Annotated in this window: 12 protein-coding genes; 7 read left to right on the top strand and 5 right to left on the bottom strand. The window is 68.1% G+C overall.

The window, feature by feature from the left end; all coding sequences use genetic code 11:
- Position 1: 1 nt before the first annotated feature.
- Positions 2–526, bottom strand: a complete 525-nt coding sequence (locus tag QZ670_RS08835) for a DOMON-like domain-containing protein (protein WP_294253978.1) — start codon at positions 524–526, stop codon at positions 2–4.
- Between the two features lie 101 nt (positions 527–627).
- Here QZ670_RS08835 and tyrS point away from each other — a divergent pair, with 101 nt between their 5' ends.
- The gene (gene tyrS, locus QZ670_RS08830; RefSeq protein WP_294253976.1) at positions 628–1,857 is read left to right on the top strand and encodes a tyrosine--tRNA ligase; all 1,230 of its coding nucleotides are present in this window, start codon (positions 628–630) and stop codon (positions 1,855–1,857) included.
- A 256-nt stretch (positions 1,858–2,113) separates the two neighbouring features.
- On the top strand, positions 2,114–2,434 hold the full coding sequence (locus QZ670_RS08825; protein WP_294253974.1) for a PilZ domain-containing protein: 321 nt from the start codon (positions 2,114–2,116) through the stop codon (positions 2,432–2,434).
- On the opposite strand, the gene recG is transcribed toward QZ670_RS08825, so the two are convergent.
- Both recG and QZ670_RS08815 read right to left on the bottom strand, forming a co-directional pair.
- Positions 2,435–4,498: an ATP-dependent DNA helicase RecG gene (recG, locus tag QZ670_RS08820; protein ID WP_294253972.1), complete on the bottom strand. Its 2,064-nt coding sequence runs from the start codon at positions 4,496–4,498 to the stop codon at positions 2,435–2,437.
- A 71-nt stretch (positions 4,499–4,569) separates the two neighbouring features.
- Positions 4,570–4,812: a hypothetical protein gene (locus tag QZ670_RS08815; protein ID WP_294253970.1), complete on the bottom strand. Its 243-nt coding sequence runs from the start codon at positions 4,810–4,812 to the stop codon at positions 4,570–4,572.
- A gap of 191 nt (positions 4,813–5,003) precedes the next feature.
- Here QZ670_RS08815 and QZ670_RS08810 point away from each other — a divergent pair, with 191 nt between their 5' ends.
- Both QZ670_RS08810 and mfd read left to right on the top strand, forming a co-directional pair.
- Entirely contained in the window at positions 5,004–5,270 is a 267-nt protein-coding gene (locus tag QZ670_RS08810) for a succinate dehydrogenase assembly factor 2 (protein ID WP_294253969.1), read from the top strand.
- 168 nt (positions 5,271–5,438) lie between these two features.
- A complete protein-coding gene (mfd, locus tag QZ670_RS08805) occupies positions 5,439–8,912 on the top strand; it encodes a transcription-repair coupling factor (RefSeq protein ID WP_294253967.1) in 3,474 nt (1,157 codons plus the stop codon).
- 6 nt (positions 8,913–8,918) lie between these two features.
- On the opposite strand, the gene QZ670_RS08800 is transcribed toward mfd, so the two are convergent.
- A complete protein-coding gene (locus QZ670_RS08800) occupies positions 8,919–9,323 on the bottom strand; it encodes an SgcJ/EcaC family oxidoreductase (RefSeq protein WP_294253965.1) in 405 nt (134 codons plus the stop codon).
- A gap of 251 nt (positions 9,324–9,574) precedes the next feature.
- Between QZ670_RS08800 and QZ670_RS08795 the strand changes: the two genes are divergently transcribed.
- Complete coding sequence (locus QZ670_RS08795) at positions 9,575–11,062, top strand: globin-coupled sensor protein (RefSeq protein WP_294253963.1); 1,488 nt, start codon at positions 9,575–9,577, stop codon at positions 11,060–11,062.
- Positions 11,063–11,077: 15 nt separating this feature from the next.
- On the opposite strand, the gene QZ670_RS08790 is transcribed toward QZ670_RS08795, so the two are convergent.
- Positions 11,078–13,090: a GGDEF domain-containing phosphodiesterase gene (locus QZ670_RS08790; protein ID WP_294253961.1), complete on the bottom strand. Its 2,013-nt coding sequence runs from the start codon at positions 13,088–13,090 to the stop codon at positions 11,078–11,080.
- A gap of 54 nt (positions 13,091–13,144) precedes the next feature.
- On the opposite strand from QZ670_RS08790, the gene moaA reads away from it, so the two are divergent.
- Positions 13,145–14,161 (top strand): GTP 3',8-cyclase MoaA, encoded by a 1,017-nt coding sequence (gene moaA / locus QZ670_RS08785; RefSeq protein ID WP_294253959.1) that lies wholly within the window; start codon positions 13,145–13,147, stop codon positions 14,159–14,161.
- A complete protein-coding gene (locus QZ670_RS08780; protein ID WP_294253957.1) occupies positions 14,158–14,934 on the top strand; it encodes an NAD kinase in 777 nt (258 codons plus the stop codon). Before moaA ends, QZ670_RS08780 begins: the two co-directional genes overlap by 4 nt.
- The last annotated feature ends 52 nt before the right edge of the window (positions 14,935–14,986 follow it).

Below are 14,986 nucleotides of genomic sequence, written 5' to 3'. Positions count from 1 at the left end.
GTCAGTCTGCTGGCGGCAGTTGGGCGACAAAGCAATCGGGATCGTGGAAATCCGGCGCATCGCCGCCATGGCGCAGCGCCCAATAGGACTTGGTACCGTCCGCCTCCTCGATTACTACGGTGATGCCAAGGCGCAGCGTGTCTGCGCCGATTTCGGCGAGGTCGACCGCGACGAGGATCGCCTCCGCCTCCATCGTGATGCCGATCGCAGGCGGCGTGCCCATCGTCAGCGGCGCCATGCCCTCGCGCCGGCCGGTGAAGCCATAGGCCGCCCACTGCCCCGACGGCGCGAAGTTGAATTCGCGATAGGCGGTGCCTGCTTCCGCCACGAACAGCTCCAGGCAGGTCGTCTGCCACAGCCCGTCGGTGCGCGCGGGGAGCGTAGCGGGGGGAAGCCGCACGGCATCGGGATCACCCGTGATCGCATAGACAAGATGCAGCGTCGCCGCTTCGCGCACGACGGTGCAGGTGACGCCGGTGACGCCACGCGGCGGGTTTGCCGGGTGCGGCTGGAGGGAGAGCTTCATGCCAAGCCCTGTAGCGCGGATCGCCGCGCTTCGTCAGCACGGAAGCGGGACAGCGCACGGGGATGACGCGGGCGCCGGCTTTGGCTATGCGCCCAGCCATCATGACCGAATACAGCTCCGATCTGCTCCGCCTGCTCGCCTCGCGCGGGTACATCCACCAGGTGACCGACGCCGCGGGCCTCGACGCGCTCGCCGCCAAGCAGATCGTACCCGGCTATATCGGCTTCGATCCCACCGCGCCGTCGCTCCATGTCGGCAGCCTGGTGCAGATCATGCTGCTCCGCCGCCTCCAGCAGGCGGGCCACAAGCCGATCGTGCTGATGGGCGGCGGCACCGGCAAGATCGGCGATCCGAGCTTCAAGGACGAAGCCCGCAAGATGCTGACGCTCGACACGATCAGCAGCAACATTGCCTCGATCAAGACGGTGTTCGAGAATTTCCTGACCTTCGGCGACGGGCCCACCGACGCGGTGATGGTCGACAATGCCGACTGGCTCGACAAGCTCGAATATATCCCGTTCCTGCGCGACATCGGCCGGCACTTCTCGATCAACCGGATGCTGAGCTTCGATTCGGTCAAGCTGCGGCTCGACCGCGAGCAGTCGCTGAGCTTCCTCGAGTTCAACTACATGATCCTCCAGGGCTATGACTTCCTGGAGCTGTCGCGCCGCGCGGGCTGCCGCCTGCAGATGGGCGGATCGGACCAGTGGGGGAACATCGTCAACGGTATCGAGCTGTCGCGCCGCGTCGACGGCACCGAGGTGTACGGCGTCACCACTCCGCTGATCACCACCGCGGACGGCGGCAAGATGGGCAAGACCATGTCCGGCGCGGTGTGGCTCAACCCCGACCAGCTGCCGCATTACGACTATTGGCAGTTCTGGCGGAACACCGACGATCGCGACGTCGGCCGCTTCCTGCGGCTGTTCACCGACCTGCCGCTCGACGAGATCGCCCGGCTCGAAGCGCTGGAAGGCGCCGAGATCAACGAGGCGAAGAAGATCCTCGCCAACGAAGCGACAGCCATGTGCCGCGGCCGCGCCGCTGCCGAGGAAGCCGCCGAAACCGCGCGCAGGACCTTCGAGGAAGGCGCTGCGGGCGGCGCGCTGCCAACCCTGGCAGTGAGCGGCGGCAGCATCAGCGTCGTCGATGCGCTGGTCGGCCTGGGCTTCTGCGCCTCCAAGGGCGAGGCGCGGCGGCTGATCAAGGGCGGCGGCGCCCGCGTTGAGGGCGAGAAGATCGAGGACGAAGCGGCGACGATCGCCGTCGCGGGCGAGGTCCGCCTCTCGGCCGGCAAGAAGCATCATGGGCTGCTGACGCCGCAGGCCTAACCCGGAAGCAGGCAAGCGGCTTCGCCTTTCCCCATGGGTCATCCCGGCGAAAGCCGGGATCCATTCGCCTTTCGATATCAGCAGGAGGTTCGACGGAGCCCCAATGGATCCCAGCTTCCGCCGGGATGACGGGGCAGGTGCACGCGGCACGATGCTCCCCTCACTCTGGCATCGACGCAGTTAACCAGCCTCATTCGGCACCTGTTCACTGATCCAGGTTACCGTTCCCACGGTCCTCCTGTGTGGAGAGGGGCGTGTGAGTGTAACGAGTGCCAAGCTGGCGAGCGCCGACGATCGTCTGGTGCATCGCGACGAAGTCGAGCACCGCACCCGTGCGGTGGGGCCCGACGCGCGCGCTATCGCCTTCCTGGTGGTCAACGTCTCGCCGCAAGGGCTGATGGCGCGCTGTGAAGCGCCGTTCGAGGCCGGCGACCTGCTCCGCATCCAGCTGCCGATCCTTGGCGAAACCGGCGCGGAAGTGCGCTGGGCATTGGGCGGCCGGGTCGGCTGCCAATTTATCCAGCCGATCGCGGACGCCGACTATGTGCCGGTCGTCACCGCGATGCGCGCCCGCTGATCAGCCCGCGCGGAGCAGCCCGACGGCTGCATCGCGTTCGAAAAGGTAGAGCGCCACCCGCGCCGCCTGCCCCCGCTCGCCCTTTAGCCCGCCGTCGCGATCAACCAGCAGCCGCGCATCGCCATTGGCCGCTGGCAGCAACGCGCCGAGCATGTCCGGCTCGGCCAGGCGGAACTGCATATCGCCCGACTGGCGTGTGCCCAGCAGCTCGCCGGCGCCGCGCAGCCGCAGATCCTCCTCGGCGATGCGGAAGCCGTCGTTGCTTTCGCGCATCAGCGCCAGTCGCGCCCGCGCGGTCTCGCTCAGATGGTTGCCGCGCAGGAGAACGCAGACCGAACGCCCCCCGCCCCGCCCGACCCGGCCGCGCAACTGGTGGAGCTGGGCCAGGCCGAAGCGATCGGCATGCTCGATCACGATCAGCGTCGCATTGGGCACGTCGACGCCGACCTCGATCACCGTCGTCGCAACCAGCACGCCGAGCTCGCCCGCCGAGAAGCGCGCCATCACCGCGTCCTTCTCCGGCCCCTTCATCCGGCCATGGATCAACCCGACCTTGTCGCCGAAATGCGCCTGCAGCTCGGCCGCGCGCGCCTCGGCGGCGGCGAGGTCGCTCTTCTCGCTCTCCTCGACCAGCGGGCACACCCAATAAGCCTGCCCGCCATTTGCCAGATGCCGCCCAAGACCGCCGACGACTTCACCGAGCCGCTCCTCGGAGATCACGCTGGTCTCGATCGGCTGGCGGCCCGGCGGCATCTCGTCGAGCCGGCTGACATCCATCTCGCCATATTGGGCGAGCGTCAGCGTGCGCGGGATCGGCGTGGCGGTCATCACCAGCAGGTGCGGCGGGCGCTCCGCCTTCGCCTGCAACATCATCCGCTGGGCAACACCGAAGCGGTGCTGCTCGTCGACCACCACCAGCCCGAGGTCGCGATAGCTCACCCCCTCCTGGAAGATGGCGTGCGTGCCGATCAGGATGTCGATCTCGCCCGAAGCCAGTCCCATCAGCGTCGCTTCGCGCGCCTTGCCCTTGTCGCGGCCGGTGAGGATGGCGACGTTGACGCCGAGCGGCGTCAGCGTGCGGCTGAGCGTCTCGTAATGCTGGCGGGCGAGGATCTCGGTCGGCGCCAGCAGCGCGCCCTGCGCGCCGGCTTCCGCCGCGATCAGCAGCGCCATCGTCGCGACCAGCGTCTTGCCGGAGCCGACATCGCCTTGCAGCATTCGCAGCATCGGCTGGGACTGCGCCATGTCGCCCTCGATCTCCGCGATCGTGCGGCTCTGCGCGCCGGTGGGCGCATAGGGCAGCTTCAGCTTGTCGCGCAGCCGCCCGTCGCCGGCGAGCGGACGCCCGCGCTTCGCCCGCGCCTCGCCGCGGACCAGCAGCAATGCCAGCTGGTTGGCGAACACCTCGTCATAGGCGAGTCGCTCGCGCGCCTTGGCGTCGGCGGGATCGGCATGGATGCGCGCGATCGCCTCACGCCAGTAGGGCCAGCCCTTCTGCGCCTTGAGGCTCGGCTCGATCCATTCGGGGAGCTCGGGCGCCCGCTCGATCGCCTGCGCGGCGAGCGCGGCGATCCGCTTCGAGGTGATCCCTTCGGAACACGGATAGATCGCCTCGCGCCCGCCGACGCTCTCCACCTGGTCGAGCGGCAGGACATGGTCCGGATGGACCATCTGCAGGTCCTGCCCATAATGTTCGAGCTTGCCGGAAACCCAGCGCGGTTCGTTCAGCGGCAGCAGCTTCCTGGCCCAGCCCGAGCTGCCGCCGAAATAGACGAGAGAGACGTGGTTGCCCTTGGCGTCGACCGCCTGCACCCGCGCCGGCGAGCGCGGTCCGCCGCCGAAGCGATACTGCACGGGCGTCAGCGTGATCGCGATCACCTTGCCCGAATCGGCCATGTCGAGTTCGTCGCGCGGGATTCGATCGACGAATCCGGTCGGCAGGTGGAAGGCGACGTCCACCACCCGCGCCAGCCCCAGCTTCTCCATCGGCTTCGCCAGCGCCGGGCCAATGCCCTTCAGCGCAGTGACTTCGGCAAACAGCGGGTTGAGAAGCTCGGGACGCATCGCCCCGCCCTATCGTGCGGCGGGGCGGCTGACAAATGGCGCTGCACCGGCGGCAGCGCCCTTGCCGGAGTTCAGGCGTTCAGGAAAATCGGGCTGTGGCTGGCGAGCGCGGCTTCGATCGCCTGCACGACTTCCGGCACCGACGAGCCGATCACGACTTCGTGATCCTTGCCGAAAGAAATCACGCCGACATCCTCACCGGCCATGTTGATCGTGCTGACCGTGCGCACTGCCGCGATGTTGACGAGCATCGGCTCGCCATTGATCGACTTCAGCATCACGAAGCGCAGCTTGTTGGTCAAAGTGTCGCTCATCGTACCCTAGCCTTTTACCCCAAAGAGACGCCGATCCTAACCTGCGTCGGTTAACAAGCCTTCCACGTCTATACCCGGAAGACCACGCTGGCCTTTCGGCAGCTTCATCCCTATCTGCCGGGCTCGTGATCAACCCCGTGTCGGCCGCGCCCTGGCGTGCAGCCGTCCACCTGCCGTTGGGAAAGCCCGCCATGGATCGAGAAACCCGCCTCAAGCGCCTCCGCTTCCGCAGCTGGCACCGCGGCACCAAGGAAGCCGACCTGCTGATCGGCGGCTTCTTCGACCAGCATGGCGAACGCTGGTCCGACGAGGAAATCACGCTGTTCGAGACGCTGCTCGAAGAGCAGGACGTCGACATCATGGCCTGGGCGATGGGAACCGACACCGCGCCGGAGCGCTACCGGGGGACGATTCTCGATGCGCTCAAGACCCTGAACTACGTGCCTATTTCCGAGTAAAATTGACCTGACGGTTCCCCCTCACCCTTCCGGCGCTTCGCGCCTCCCTCCCTCTCCCAAAGGGAGAGGGATTTTAGCGCCCTCTCCCTTTAGAAGAGGGAGGGGACCCGCCGCCGGAGGCGGTGGGGAGGGTCAGGGTGGCCGCACCGCTCATCGACGCGAGACCCCATGCCCGACCTGAAGACGATCCTTTCCGCCAAGCACCCGCTGACGCTCGCCGGCGTGCCGAGCGGCTTCCTGCCCTGGATGCTGGCCGATGTCGCGCGCGCCAGCCGGATGGCGGTGTTCGTCGCCGCCGACGAGGCGGGCATGCGCGCGGTGGCGAGCACCGCGACCTTCTTCGCGCCCGAGCTGGAGGTCCTCACCTACCCCGCATGGGACTGCCTCCCCTATGACCGCGCCAGCCCGACGCTGCGGGTGATGGCCGAGCGGCTGGCGACGCTCCACGCACTCCAGGGCAAGAGCGAGGCCCCGCGCCTCCTCGTCACCACCGTCAACGCCGCCACCCAGCGCACGCTCACCCCGTTCCGCATCCGCCAGCTGGTCGCGCGACTCGCTCCCGGCGAGCGCATCGGGCTCGACAAGCTGGCGTCGCTGCTCCAGGCGAACGGCTATGTCCGCGTCGAAACGGTCAACGATCATGGCGAGTTTGCCGTGCGCGGCGGCCTGGTCGATCTGTTCCCCAGCGGCGCCGAGCAGGCGCTGCGGCTCGACTTCTTCGGCGACGAGATCGAGAGCGTCCGCACCTTCGATCCGCAGGACCAGCGCACCACCGGCCGCGTCGACGGCTTCACCCTGCTCCCCGCCAGCGAGGCGCTGCTCGACGAGGAGAGCATCAAGCGTTTCCGCAGCGGCTATCGCGACCGCTTCGGCGCCACCGCGACCGGCGATCCGCTCTACCAGGCGATCAGCGAGGGCCGCCGCCTCGCCGGTATGGAACATTGGCTGCCGCTGTTCGAGGAGCGGCTGGAGACGCTGTTCGACCATCTGCCCGATCACGCCGTGATCGTCCGCGACAGCGGCGCACCCGCCGCCGCCGAGCAGCGCTTCGAGGCGATCAAGGACTATCAGGAAAATCGCATCAAGGCGCAGTCGGCCGATCCGGGCAGCTATCGTCCGCTCAAGGCCGGCGACCTGTATCTGCTCGCCAAGGAATGGCAGGCGCAGGTCGATGCGCACCCGATGCACCAGGTGACACCGTTCCATGAGCCCGAATCCGAGCGCGTGGTCGAGTTCGGCGTCGACGGCCCGCGCGACTTCGCGCCGGAGCGCGCCGCCGGCAGCAACGTCTACGAAGCGGTGGTCGCGCACCTCAAGGCGGTGCGGGCGCAAGGCAAGAAGCCGGTGCTCGCCAGCTATTCGATCGGCGCGCGCGAGCGGCTGAAGGGGCTGCTCGAAGATCACGGCCTCGCCGGTGCGGTGCCAGTCGATGGCTGGCAGCCCGCGCTCGGCGTCGCCAACCCGAACGGCAGCGGGCTGCAGGTCGCGCTGCTGGTGCTGCCGCTCGACCATGGCTTCACCACGCCCGACGTGGCGGTGCTCACCGAGCAGGACATGCTCGGCGACCGGCTCGTCCGCCGTGCCAAGCGCCGCAAGAATACCGACGCCTTCCTCCAGGAACTGGCGACGCTCTCGCCCGGCGACCTCGTCGTCCACTTGGACCACGGCATCGGCCGCTACGAGGGGCTGACCCAGATCCCGGTGCAGAAGGCGCCGCACGACTGCGTCGCGCTCGAATATGCCGGTGGCGACAAGCTGTACGTGCCGGTCGAAAATCTCGAAGTGCTGAGCCGCTACGGCTCGGGCGAGGAAGGTGCGACGCTGGACCGGCTGGGCGGCGAGGCCTGGCAGCGCCGCAAGGCGCGGATGAAGGAGCGGATCCGCGAAATCGCGGGCGAGCTGATCGCCACCGCGGCCCTGCGCGCCACCCGCGGCGCCGAGATCGCCGAGCCCGACCATGGCGGCTATCCGGCCTTCGTCGATCGCTTCCCGTTCGAGGAAACCGACGACCAGGACCGCGCGATCGGCGACGTGCTCGGCGACCTTGCCGCCGGGCGGCCGATGGACCGGCTCGTCGTCGGCGATGTCGGCTTCGGCAAGACCGAGGTCGCGCTGCGCGCCGCCTTTGTCGCGGCGATGGCCGGCATGCAGGTGGCGGTGGTATGCCCCACCACCCTGCTTGCCCGCCAGCATTACAACAACTTCAAGACGCGCTTCGAAGGATTCCCGCTGGAGATCGGCCGCCTTTCGCGCCTCGTCACCGCCGGCGAGACCAAGAAGGTGAAGGACGGGCTCGCCGCGGGCACGATCGACATCGTCGTCGGCACCCATGCCGTGCTGGCGAAGAATATCGAGTTCAAGCGGCTCGGCCTCGTCATCGTCGACGAGGAGCAGCGCTTCGGCGTCACCCACAAGGAGCGGCTCAAGGCGCTCAAGACCGACGTCCATGTCCTCACCCTCACCGCCACGCCGATCCCGCGCACGCTGCAGATGGCAATGAGCGGACTGCGCGAGCTCTCGGTGATCCAGACCCCGCCGGTCGATCGCCTCGCGGTTCGTACCTATGTCATGCCCTGGGACCCCGTGGTGCTGCGCGAGGCCTTGCTCCGCGAACATTATCGCGGCGGGCAGAGCTATTTCGTCACCCCGCGCATCGCCGACCTGCCCGAGATCGAGGAATTCCTCCGCAACGAGGTGCCCGAGGTGCGCTATGTCGTCGCGCACGGCCAGATGTCCCCTACGGAAGTGGAGGAGCGGATCTCCGCCTTCTATGACAAGAAGTTCGAGGTGCTGGTTTCGACCACCATCGTCGAAAGCGGGCTGGACATCCCGAGCGCCAACACGCTGATCATCAACCGCGCCGACAAGTTCGGTCTCGCCCAGCTCTACCAGCTGCGCGGCCGCGTCGGCCGGGCCAAGACCCGCGCCTATGCCTATATGACCACCCCGCCCCAGCGGCAGATGACCGAGACGGCGGAAAAGCGGCTCAAGGTGCTGTCCGATCTGGAGAGCCTGGGCGCGGGCTTCCAGCTCGCGAGCCACGATCTCGACATTCGCGGCGCGGGCAACCTGCTCGGCGACGAGCAGTCGGGCCACATCAAGGAAGTCGGCTACGAACTCTACCAGTCGATGCTGGAAGAGGCGATCATGGACGCCAAGGCCGGCGGCCTGCGCGACGACAGCCGGCCCAAGGACCTGTCGCCGCAGATCACCGTGGATGCGCCGATCATGATCCCCGAGGACTATGTCCCCGATCTCGACCTGCGCATGGGCCTCTACCGCCGACTCAACGAGGTGGAGGATACCGACGGCATCGAGAGCTTCGCCGCCGAGCTGATCGATCGCTTCGGCAAGCTGCCCGAGGCGACCGACAATCTGCTGCGCCTCATCGAGACCAAGCTCAACGCCAAGAAGGCGTGTATCGCCAAGCTGGACCTGGGGCCGAAGGGCGCGCTGGTGTCGTTCCACAACGACCGCTTCCCCAACCCCGCCGCGCTGATCGCCTATGTCGAGAAGCTGGGCGAGACGGCGCGACTGCGGCCGGACATGAAGCTCGTCATCAACCGCGCCTGGGCGAACCCGTCGGCGCGGCTGCACGGCGCGCTCCAGCTCTCGCGCGGGCTCGCACGCGCCGCGGGCTGAGCCGGCTCAGCTGCTGTGATCCGCGACGATCTTCCACCCGCCGGCTTCGTGATGCAGCACGACGCTGGTGGGGCCGGAGGCAGTGTGCCCGTCCGGATAGCGTAGCGTGTAACGGCCGATGTACAGCGCATAGTCACGCCCCAGCGGCCGATAGTCGAGCCGCTCGATCGTCAGCGTACCGCGCTTGGCCGGATCAGCAAAGTCGTACCTGGTCTGGTAGCGGACCTTCATCGCCGCCTTGCCGCGTACCAGCCCCTCGCCGGCGACGAAACTGGTATCGGGGCCGTCCGAATAGATCTGCAGGAAACGATCAATATCGCCAGCGTTCCAGCCGGCAATGCTTCGCGCCATCGCAGAATCGATTGCGGCCGATCCCGCATCTGCACCAATCAGTAGAAATGCCAGCAGCACCGCACGTCCCTTTTCTGCCGTGAAACATCTTCAGATAATCCTGCAGCAGCGCACCCGAAGTGCGCGCGCATTGCAATCGATACCATATTGACCTCGCCGGTGCACCGTGTTCGCTTCTCCGGGCACGCGCCAGTTAGCCGATCCGCACCGGTATTTTACTTAGCCGCACCACCTGTCCCTAGGGACATACTATGATGCTTAAGATTGGCTTGCCGCAAGACCGGCAGCCGCATTGGCAATACAGCAAAAGGATGCACCTCGTGCCCGAGCAGATGAAGTCGCGGCTCACCTTCATGGAGTTGGACGAGGCCCAGCGCACCACGCTGCGCGCCACCCAGCCCTGGGTCGAGGCGACGCTGGGCGATGCACTCGATCGCTTTTATGCACGCGCCTCCGCCACGCCAGAGACGTCGCGCTTCTTCCGCGACCAGGCACATATGGGCCGCGCCAAGGCTGCGCAGCAGAAGCATTGGGCGCGCATCGCCGCAGGGGAGTTCAACCAGGACTATCACGCCAGTGCCCGCCGGATCGGCGCAACCCATGCCCATATCGGGCTGGAGCCGCGCTGGTATGTCGGCAGCTATGCGATCGTGCTGGAGCATCTGATCGCCGGCGTCCACCGGCTGAACAACCCTTTCAAGCGCCTGCTCCGCCTGTTCCGCGGCCCCAGCAGCCAGAAGGCGACGATCGCGCTGGTGAAGGCCGCGCTGCTCGACATGGAAGTGTCGCTGTCGATCTATTTCGAGGAGGCCCAGGCCGAGCGCGAAGCCGCCGTCACTGCCTTCGAGAACGCGCTGACGGCGCTGGCGGAAGGCGACCTGACCAACGAGCTGAGCGGCCTGCCGTCGAGCTTCGCCGCGCTCGAGAGGAGCTACAACAAGACGCTCGATCGCATCCGCGAGATGATCGCCTCGGTCAGCGACGGCACGATGCGGATCCGTTCGGGCATCAATGAGATTTCGCAGGCGGCCGAGGACCTCTCGCGCCGCACCCAGGGCAATGCTGCTAGCCTGGAGGAAACGACTGCCGCCGTCTCGCAGATGGATGCGCGCTTCCGCTCGACCGCCGAGGCCGCGCGCCACACGGTCGCGCGCGCTGACCAGGCGCTCACCACGGTGGGACAGGGCCGTTCGATTGCCGACGAAGCCTCGCAGGCAATGGGTCGCGTGTCGGAGGCCGCCAAGGGCACCGACAGCGTCATCGAGGGCCTCGACAAGATCGCCTTCCAGACGCGCGTGCTCGCGATGAACGCCGCCGTCGAGGCGGGCCGGGCGGGCGAAGCGGGCCGCGGCTTCGCGGTTGTCGCCGATCTCGTCTCCGCACTCGCGATGCGCGCCGAGGAAGAAGCCGGACGCGCCCGCGAACAGCTCACCATGACCCAGGCCGAAATCGTCACCGCAGTGGATGCGGTGCAGAAGGTGGACGGCGCGCTTGCCAACATCTCGGGCGATGTCGGCCAGGTGCACGACCTGCTCGGCAGCATGGCCGCCGACAACGGCGCCCAGTCGACTGCGATCAGCGAGATTTCCAACGCCGTCGGCGCCATGGATCGCGCGACCCAGCAGAACGCGGCGATGGTCGAGCAGACCTCGGCAGCCGCGCAGAACCTCGCCAATGAGGTCAGCGATCTCGCCAACCTCGCCTCCCAGTTTCGTACCGAAAAGGCCGGATCGCGCTTCGGCGGCTATCGTCCACTGCCCGCCGCGGCCGTGCCAGCCCTCACCCGCCCCGATCTCTGACGCCCCCGCCGGCGCTCACCAGTCGCGCACGAGCGCGGCGAGCGCCGGCACGTCGATCGGCGGTGAGCACAGAAAGCCCTGGAAATACTGGCAGCCTTCCTTGGCGAGCAGGTCCAGCGCCGCCTCGGTCTCCACGCCCTCGGCCACCACCGCGAGCCCGAGTGAGCGCGCCATATCGATCACGCCGCGTACCACGATCCGGTCGCGTGGCGATCCGGTGATCTCGTTGGACAGCTTCTTGTCGATCTTGAGATAGTCGAGCGGCAGCGCCTTGAGATAGGCGAGGCTCGAATAGCCCGTGCCGAAATCGTCGATCGCCACCCGGCATCCCGCCGTGCGCAGCCCGGAGAGCAGCGCCGCCGCCTCGCTCAGGTCCGCCATGATGCCGCTCTCGGTGATCTCCAGCGTCAGCCGCTGCCGGGGGAAGCCGGTGGCGTCTACCCAGCGCAACAGGCTCTCGCCGAACCCCGGTCGCCCGACATCACCGGCGGTGACGTTGATCGACAGCCGCAGGCTGCTCAGCGAACGCGGCCAGTGCGCGGCGATGGTCAGCGCCCGGCGCTGGACATGCTCGCTGAGCACGCCGCACAACCCGGCGCGATCGGCGGCGGCGAACAGCGGCTCGGCGCCGATCTCGCCATGCTGGGGATGCTGCCAGCGTGCGAGCGCCTCCACGCCGATGATCTGCCCGGTGGCGACCGCGACCTGCGGCTGGAACAGCACGCCGATCTCCCCGCGCTCGATCCCGCGCCGCAGGTCGCCGATCAGAGACTCGATTGATGGGCCACTGCCCGGCCGCGCCGTGCCTTCGCCGAGCAGCGTCTCGCTGGCGCGTCGCAACAGGCTCGCTGCGCCGTCGCCGGCGACGCTTTCGGTCAGCACCACCTTGGCGCCGAGATGGACCAGCTCCCCCGCCGCGACGAAGGGCCGGGCCAAAGCCTCCTCGATCTTGCGCGCTGCATCGCGCAGCTTGGGCGTGCCCGGGTCCACCGCCGCAGCGAGGAAATCCGATCCGCCGATCCGCGCGACGACCACCTCGGCGCCAAGTGTCTCGCGCGCCGCCTCCGCCACGCGACGCGACACGCTGCGCAGCAACTCGTCGCCGGCGGGCCGGCCATAGGCGGTGTTGATCGTGTCGAAGCGGGTGAGGCCCACCAGCACCAGGCCGATCCGCTCGCCCTTCTCCATCGCGCGATCGATCCACCGCCGCGCGCTCGGCGCATCGCGGGCGCCGGTCAGCACATCGCGCACCGCCGCGCCGGCATCGGGGGTCATCCCCAGCGGCTCGACCAGCGCGTCGATCTGGCCGGTCTCGGCGTCATATTGCAGATGCTGAACCACCCGGCCCTTCCCGGGCAGGTCGTGCGCAAAAGCCGTCGATCCCGCTTCGCGCAGCCGTCGCAGCGCTGCCCAGGCGAGCCGGCGGTCCGAAAGCGCCAGCCGCCCGAACAGCGCGCGCGGCCCGGGCGCCTCTGGCAAATCGAGCAGCTGTGCGAGCGCCGGCGTCAGCTCGATCGAGCCCGAAGTGGGGTCGAATCGCCAGCCGAGCGGATTGGACGTGCTCGTCCCCTGCCCCGCCCAGCCCGACAGGCGCTCGACATAGCGTTCGGCGAATCGGATCGCATGGGCGATCGCGGCGGAGGACATCGGGCTGCCGAGGAAATGCGTCGCGCCCGCGTCGTAGAAGCGCCCCATATGCACCGTATCGCTCTGCGAGACGAGGATCAGCAGCGCCGCGCCATAGGCCTTGATCGTCGGGCCGAGCAGCCGGGCCGCATCGAGCCCCTCGGTCATTGCCCCTCGAGCATCGATCACCGCAACCGAAGCGCCGCTGGCCAGGAATCGAGTCTCCAGCCCTTCGCTGCGCCGCGCCGCCACCACCCGCCAGCCCCCGCCCGCGGCGGCGGCGGCGACTTCGTCGCGCTGGCGGAACGAGAGTACGAATACCGGCACCTCGGGGGCAGGCGCGGTGCCCTGGACGATCGTGAACCCTTCTTCCATGCCGACCTCGATAGCGGCTCGCTTCACGCTCCGCCATCCAAGCCTTGTACGGCGCGGTTCAACGCCTTACTTCCGTCGACTATGGCCAGCGCCCCCGCCCTCGCGACGCCGCCTACGCTGGTCGATCGCCATAACCGCGCGATCCGCTATCTGCGTATTTCCGTCACCGATCGCTGCGATCTGCGCTGCCGCTACTGCATGGCGGAGCACATGACCTTCCTGCCGCGCGAGGCGGTGCTCAGCCTGGAGGAACTGGCGGCGATCGCCGGCCGCTTTGTCGATCGCGGCGTCACCAAGATCCGGCTGACCGGCGGCGAGCCGCTCGTCCGCCGCAACATGATGACGCTGGTCGAGCAGCTCGGTGCCCGAATCGGGGACGGGCTCAAGGAACTCACCCTCACCACCAACGCGACGCGGCTCGCGCAATATGCCGACCAGCTCGCCGCCGCAGGTGTTCGCCGCATCAATGTGAGCATGGACAGCCGCGATCCCGAAACCTTCCGCTACATCACGCGCCACGGCGACGTGGCGCAGGTGCTGGGCGGCATCGACGCGGCGCAAGCCGCGGGGCTGCGGGTGAAGATCAACATGGTCGCGCTGCGCGGCCTCAACGAGGACGAGATCGCGCCGATGCTCGCCTGGGTGGCCGCAAACGGCATGGACCTGTCCCTGATCGAGACCATGCCGATGGGCGTGATCGACGAGGACCGTGCCGATCGCTTCCTGCCGCTGCCCGAGGTGCTGGCGCGGCTGAAGGGGCAGTTCGACCTCGTCGCCGATTCGTACGACAGCGGCGGCCCGGCGCGATACTGGCGCGTGGGGGGCACGGACAGCCGACTGGGGCTGATCTCGCCGCTCACCAACAATTTCTGCGCAAGCTGCAACCGCGTTCGGCTTTCGACCGACGGACGGTTGCACATGTGCCTGGGGCATGAGGATTCGGTGGACCTGAAAGCAGCGATTCGCGCGGGTGGGCTGGACGCGGTGGACGCGGCGATCGATCGCGCGCTCGCCGCCAAGCCCGAACGGCATGATTTCCGCATCGAGGCGGGCGCCGCGCCGGCGGTCTCGCGCCACATGAGCGTCACCGGCGGATGAGCGTGGGGAAGCCGCGCGCATTGCTCGCCTCGCCCACCGCCCCGGCCCGGACCGCGGCGGAGGAGCTCCGCCAGGCCTATGACTGGGTGCCGATCGAAGAGGCCGAGGAAGTCGTAGCCCTCGGCGGCGACGGCTTCATGCTCCAGACGCTCCACGCGATGCTGGAACGGCGGCGACTGCTGCCGGTGTTCGGGATGAACCTCGGCACGGTCGGCTTCCTGATGAACGACTGGGGGCTCGATGGGCTCGTCCAGCGGCTCGAGCGCGCGCGCCCCTTCCGCGTCGCCCCGCTGGCGATGACAGCGACGACGGTGGAGGGCGAGACCTGCGTGCTCCCCGCGATCAACGAGGCCTCGCTGCTCCGCGAGACGCGCCAGACCGCCAAGCTGGAAGTCACCATCAACGGCCGAATCGTGATTCCCGAACTGGTGTGCGACGGCATCCTCGTCGCCACGCCCGCTGGTTCGACAGCGTACAATTTCTCGGCCCAAGGCCCGATTCTCCCGCTCGGCTCGGCGCTGCTGGCGCTCACCCCGATCAGCCCGTTCCGCCCCCGCCGCTGGCGCGGCGCGATCCTCCCCGAGAAGACCCGCATCGATATCCGCGTGCTGGAGGCCGACAAGCGCCCGGTGAGCGCGGTGGCCGATCAGCGCGAGATTCGGGAAGTTTGCAGCGTCCATGTCGAGATCGACCGCATGCGCGACCTCACCTTGCTGTTCGATCCGGAGCACGCATTGGACGACCGGATAACGATGGAACAATTTATTGCATAAAACCCCTTGCGCGTTCCGAAAACCCGGTGCTAAAGGCGCGCCTCCCGACGCG

Source organism: uncultured Sphingomonas sp., assembly GCF_913774285.1.
Classification (GTDB): domain Bacteria; phylum Pseudomonadota; class Alphaproteobacteria; order Sphingomonadales; family Sphingomonadaceae; genus Sphingomonas.
This window is presented reverse-complemented; position numbering and strand designations above follow the sequence as displayed.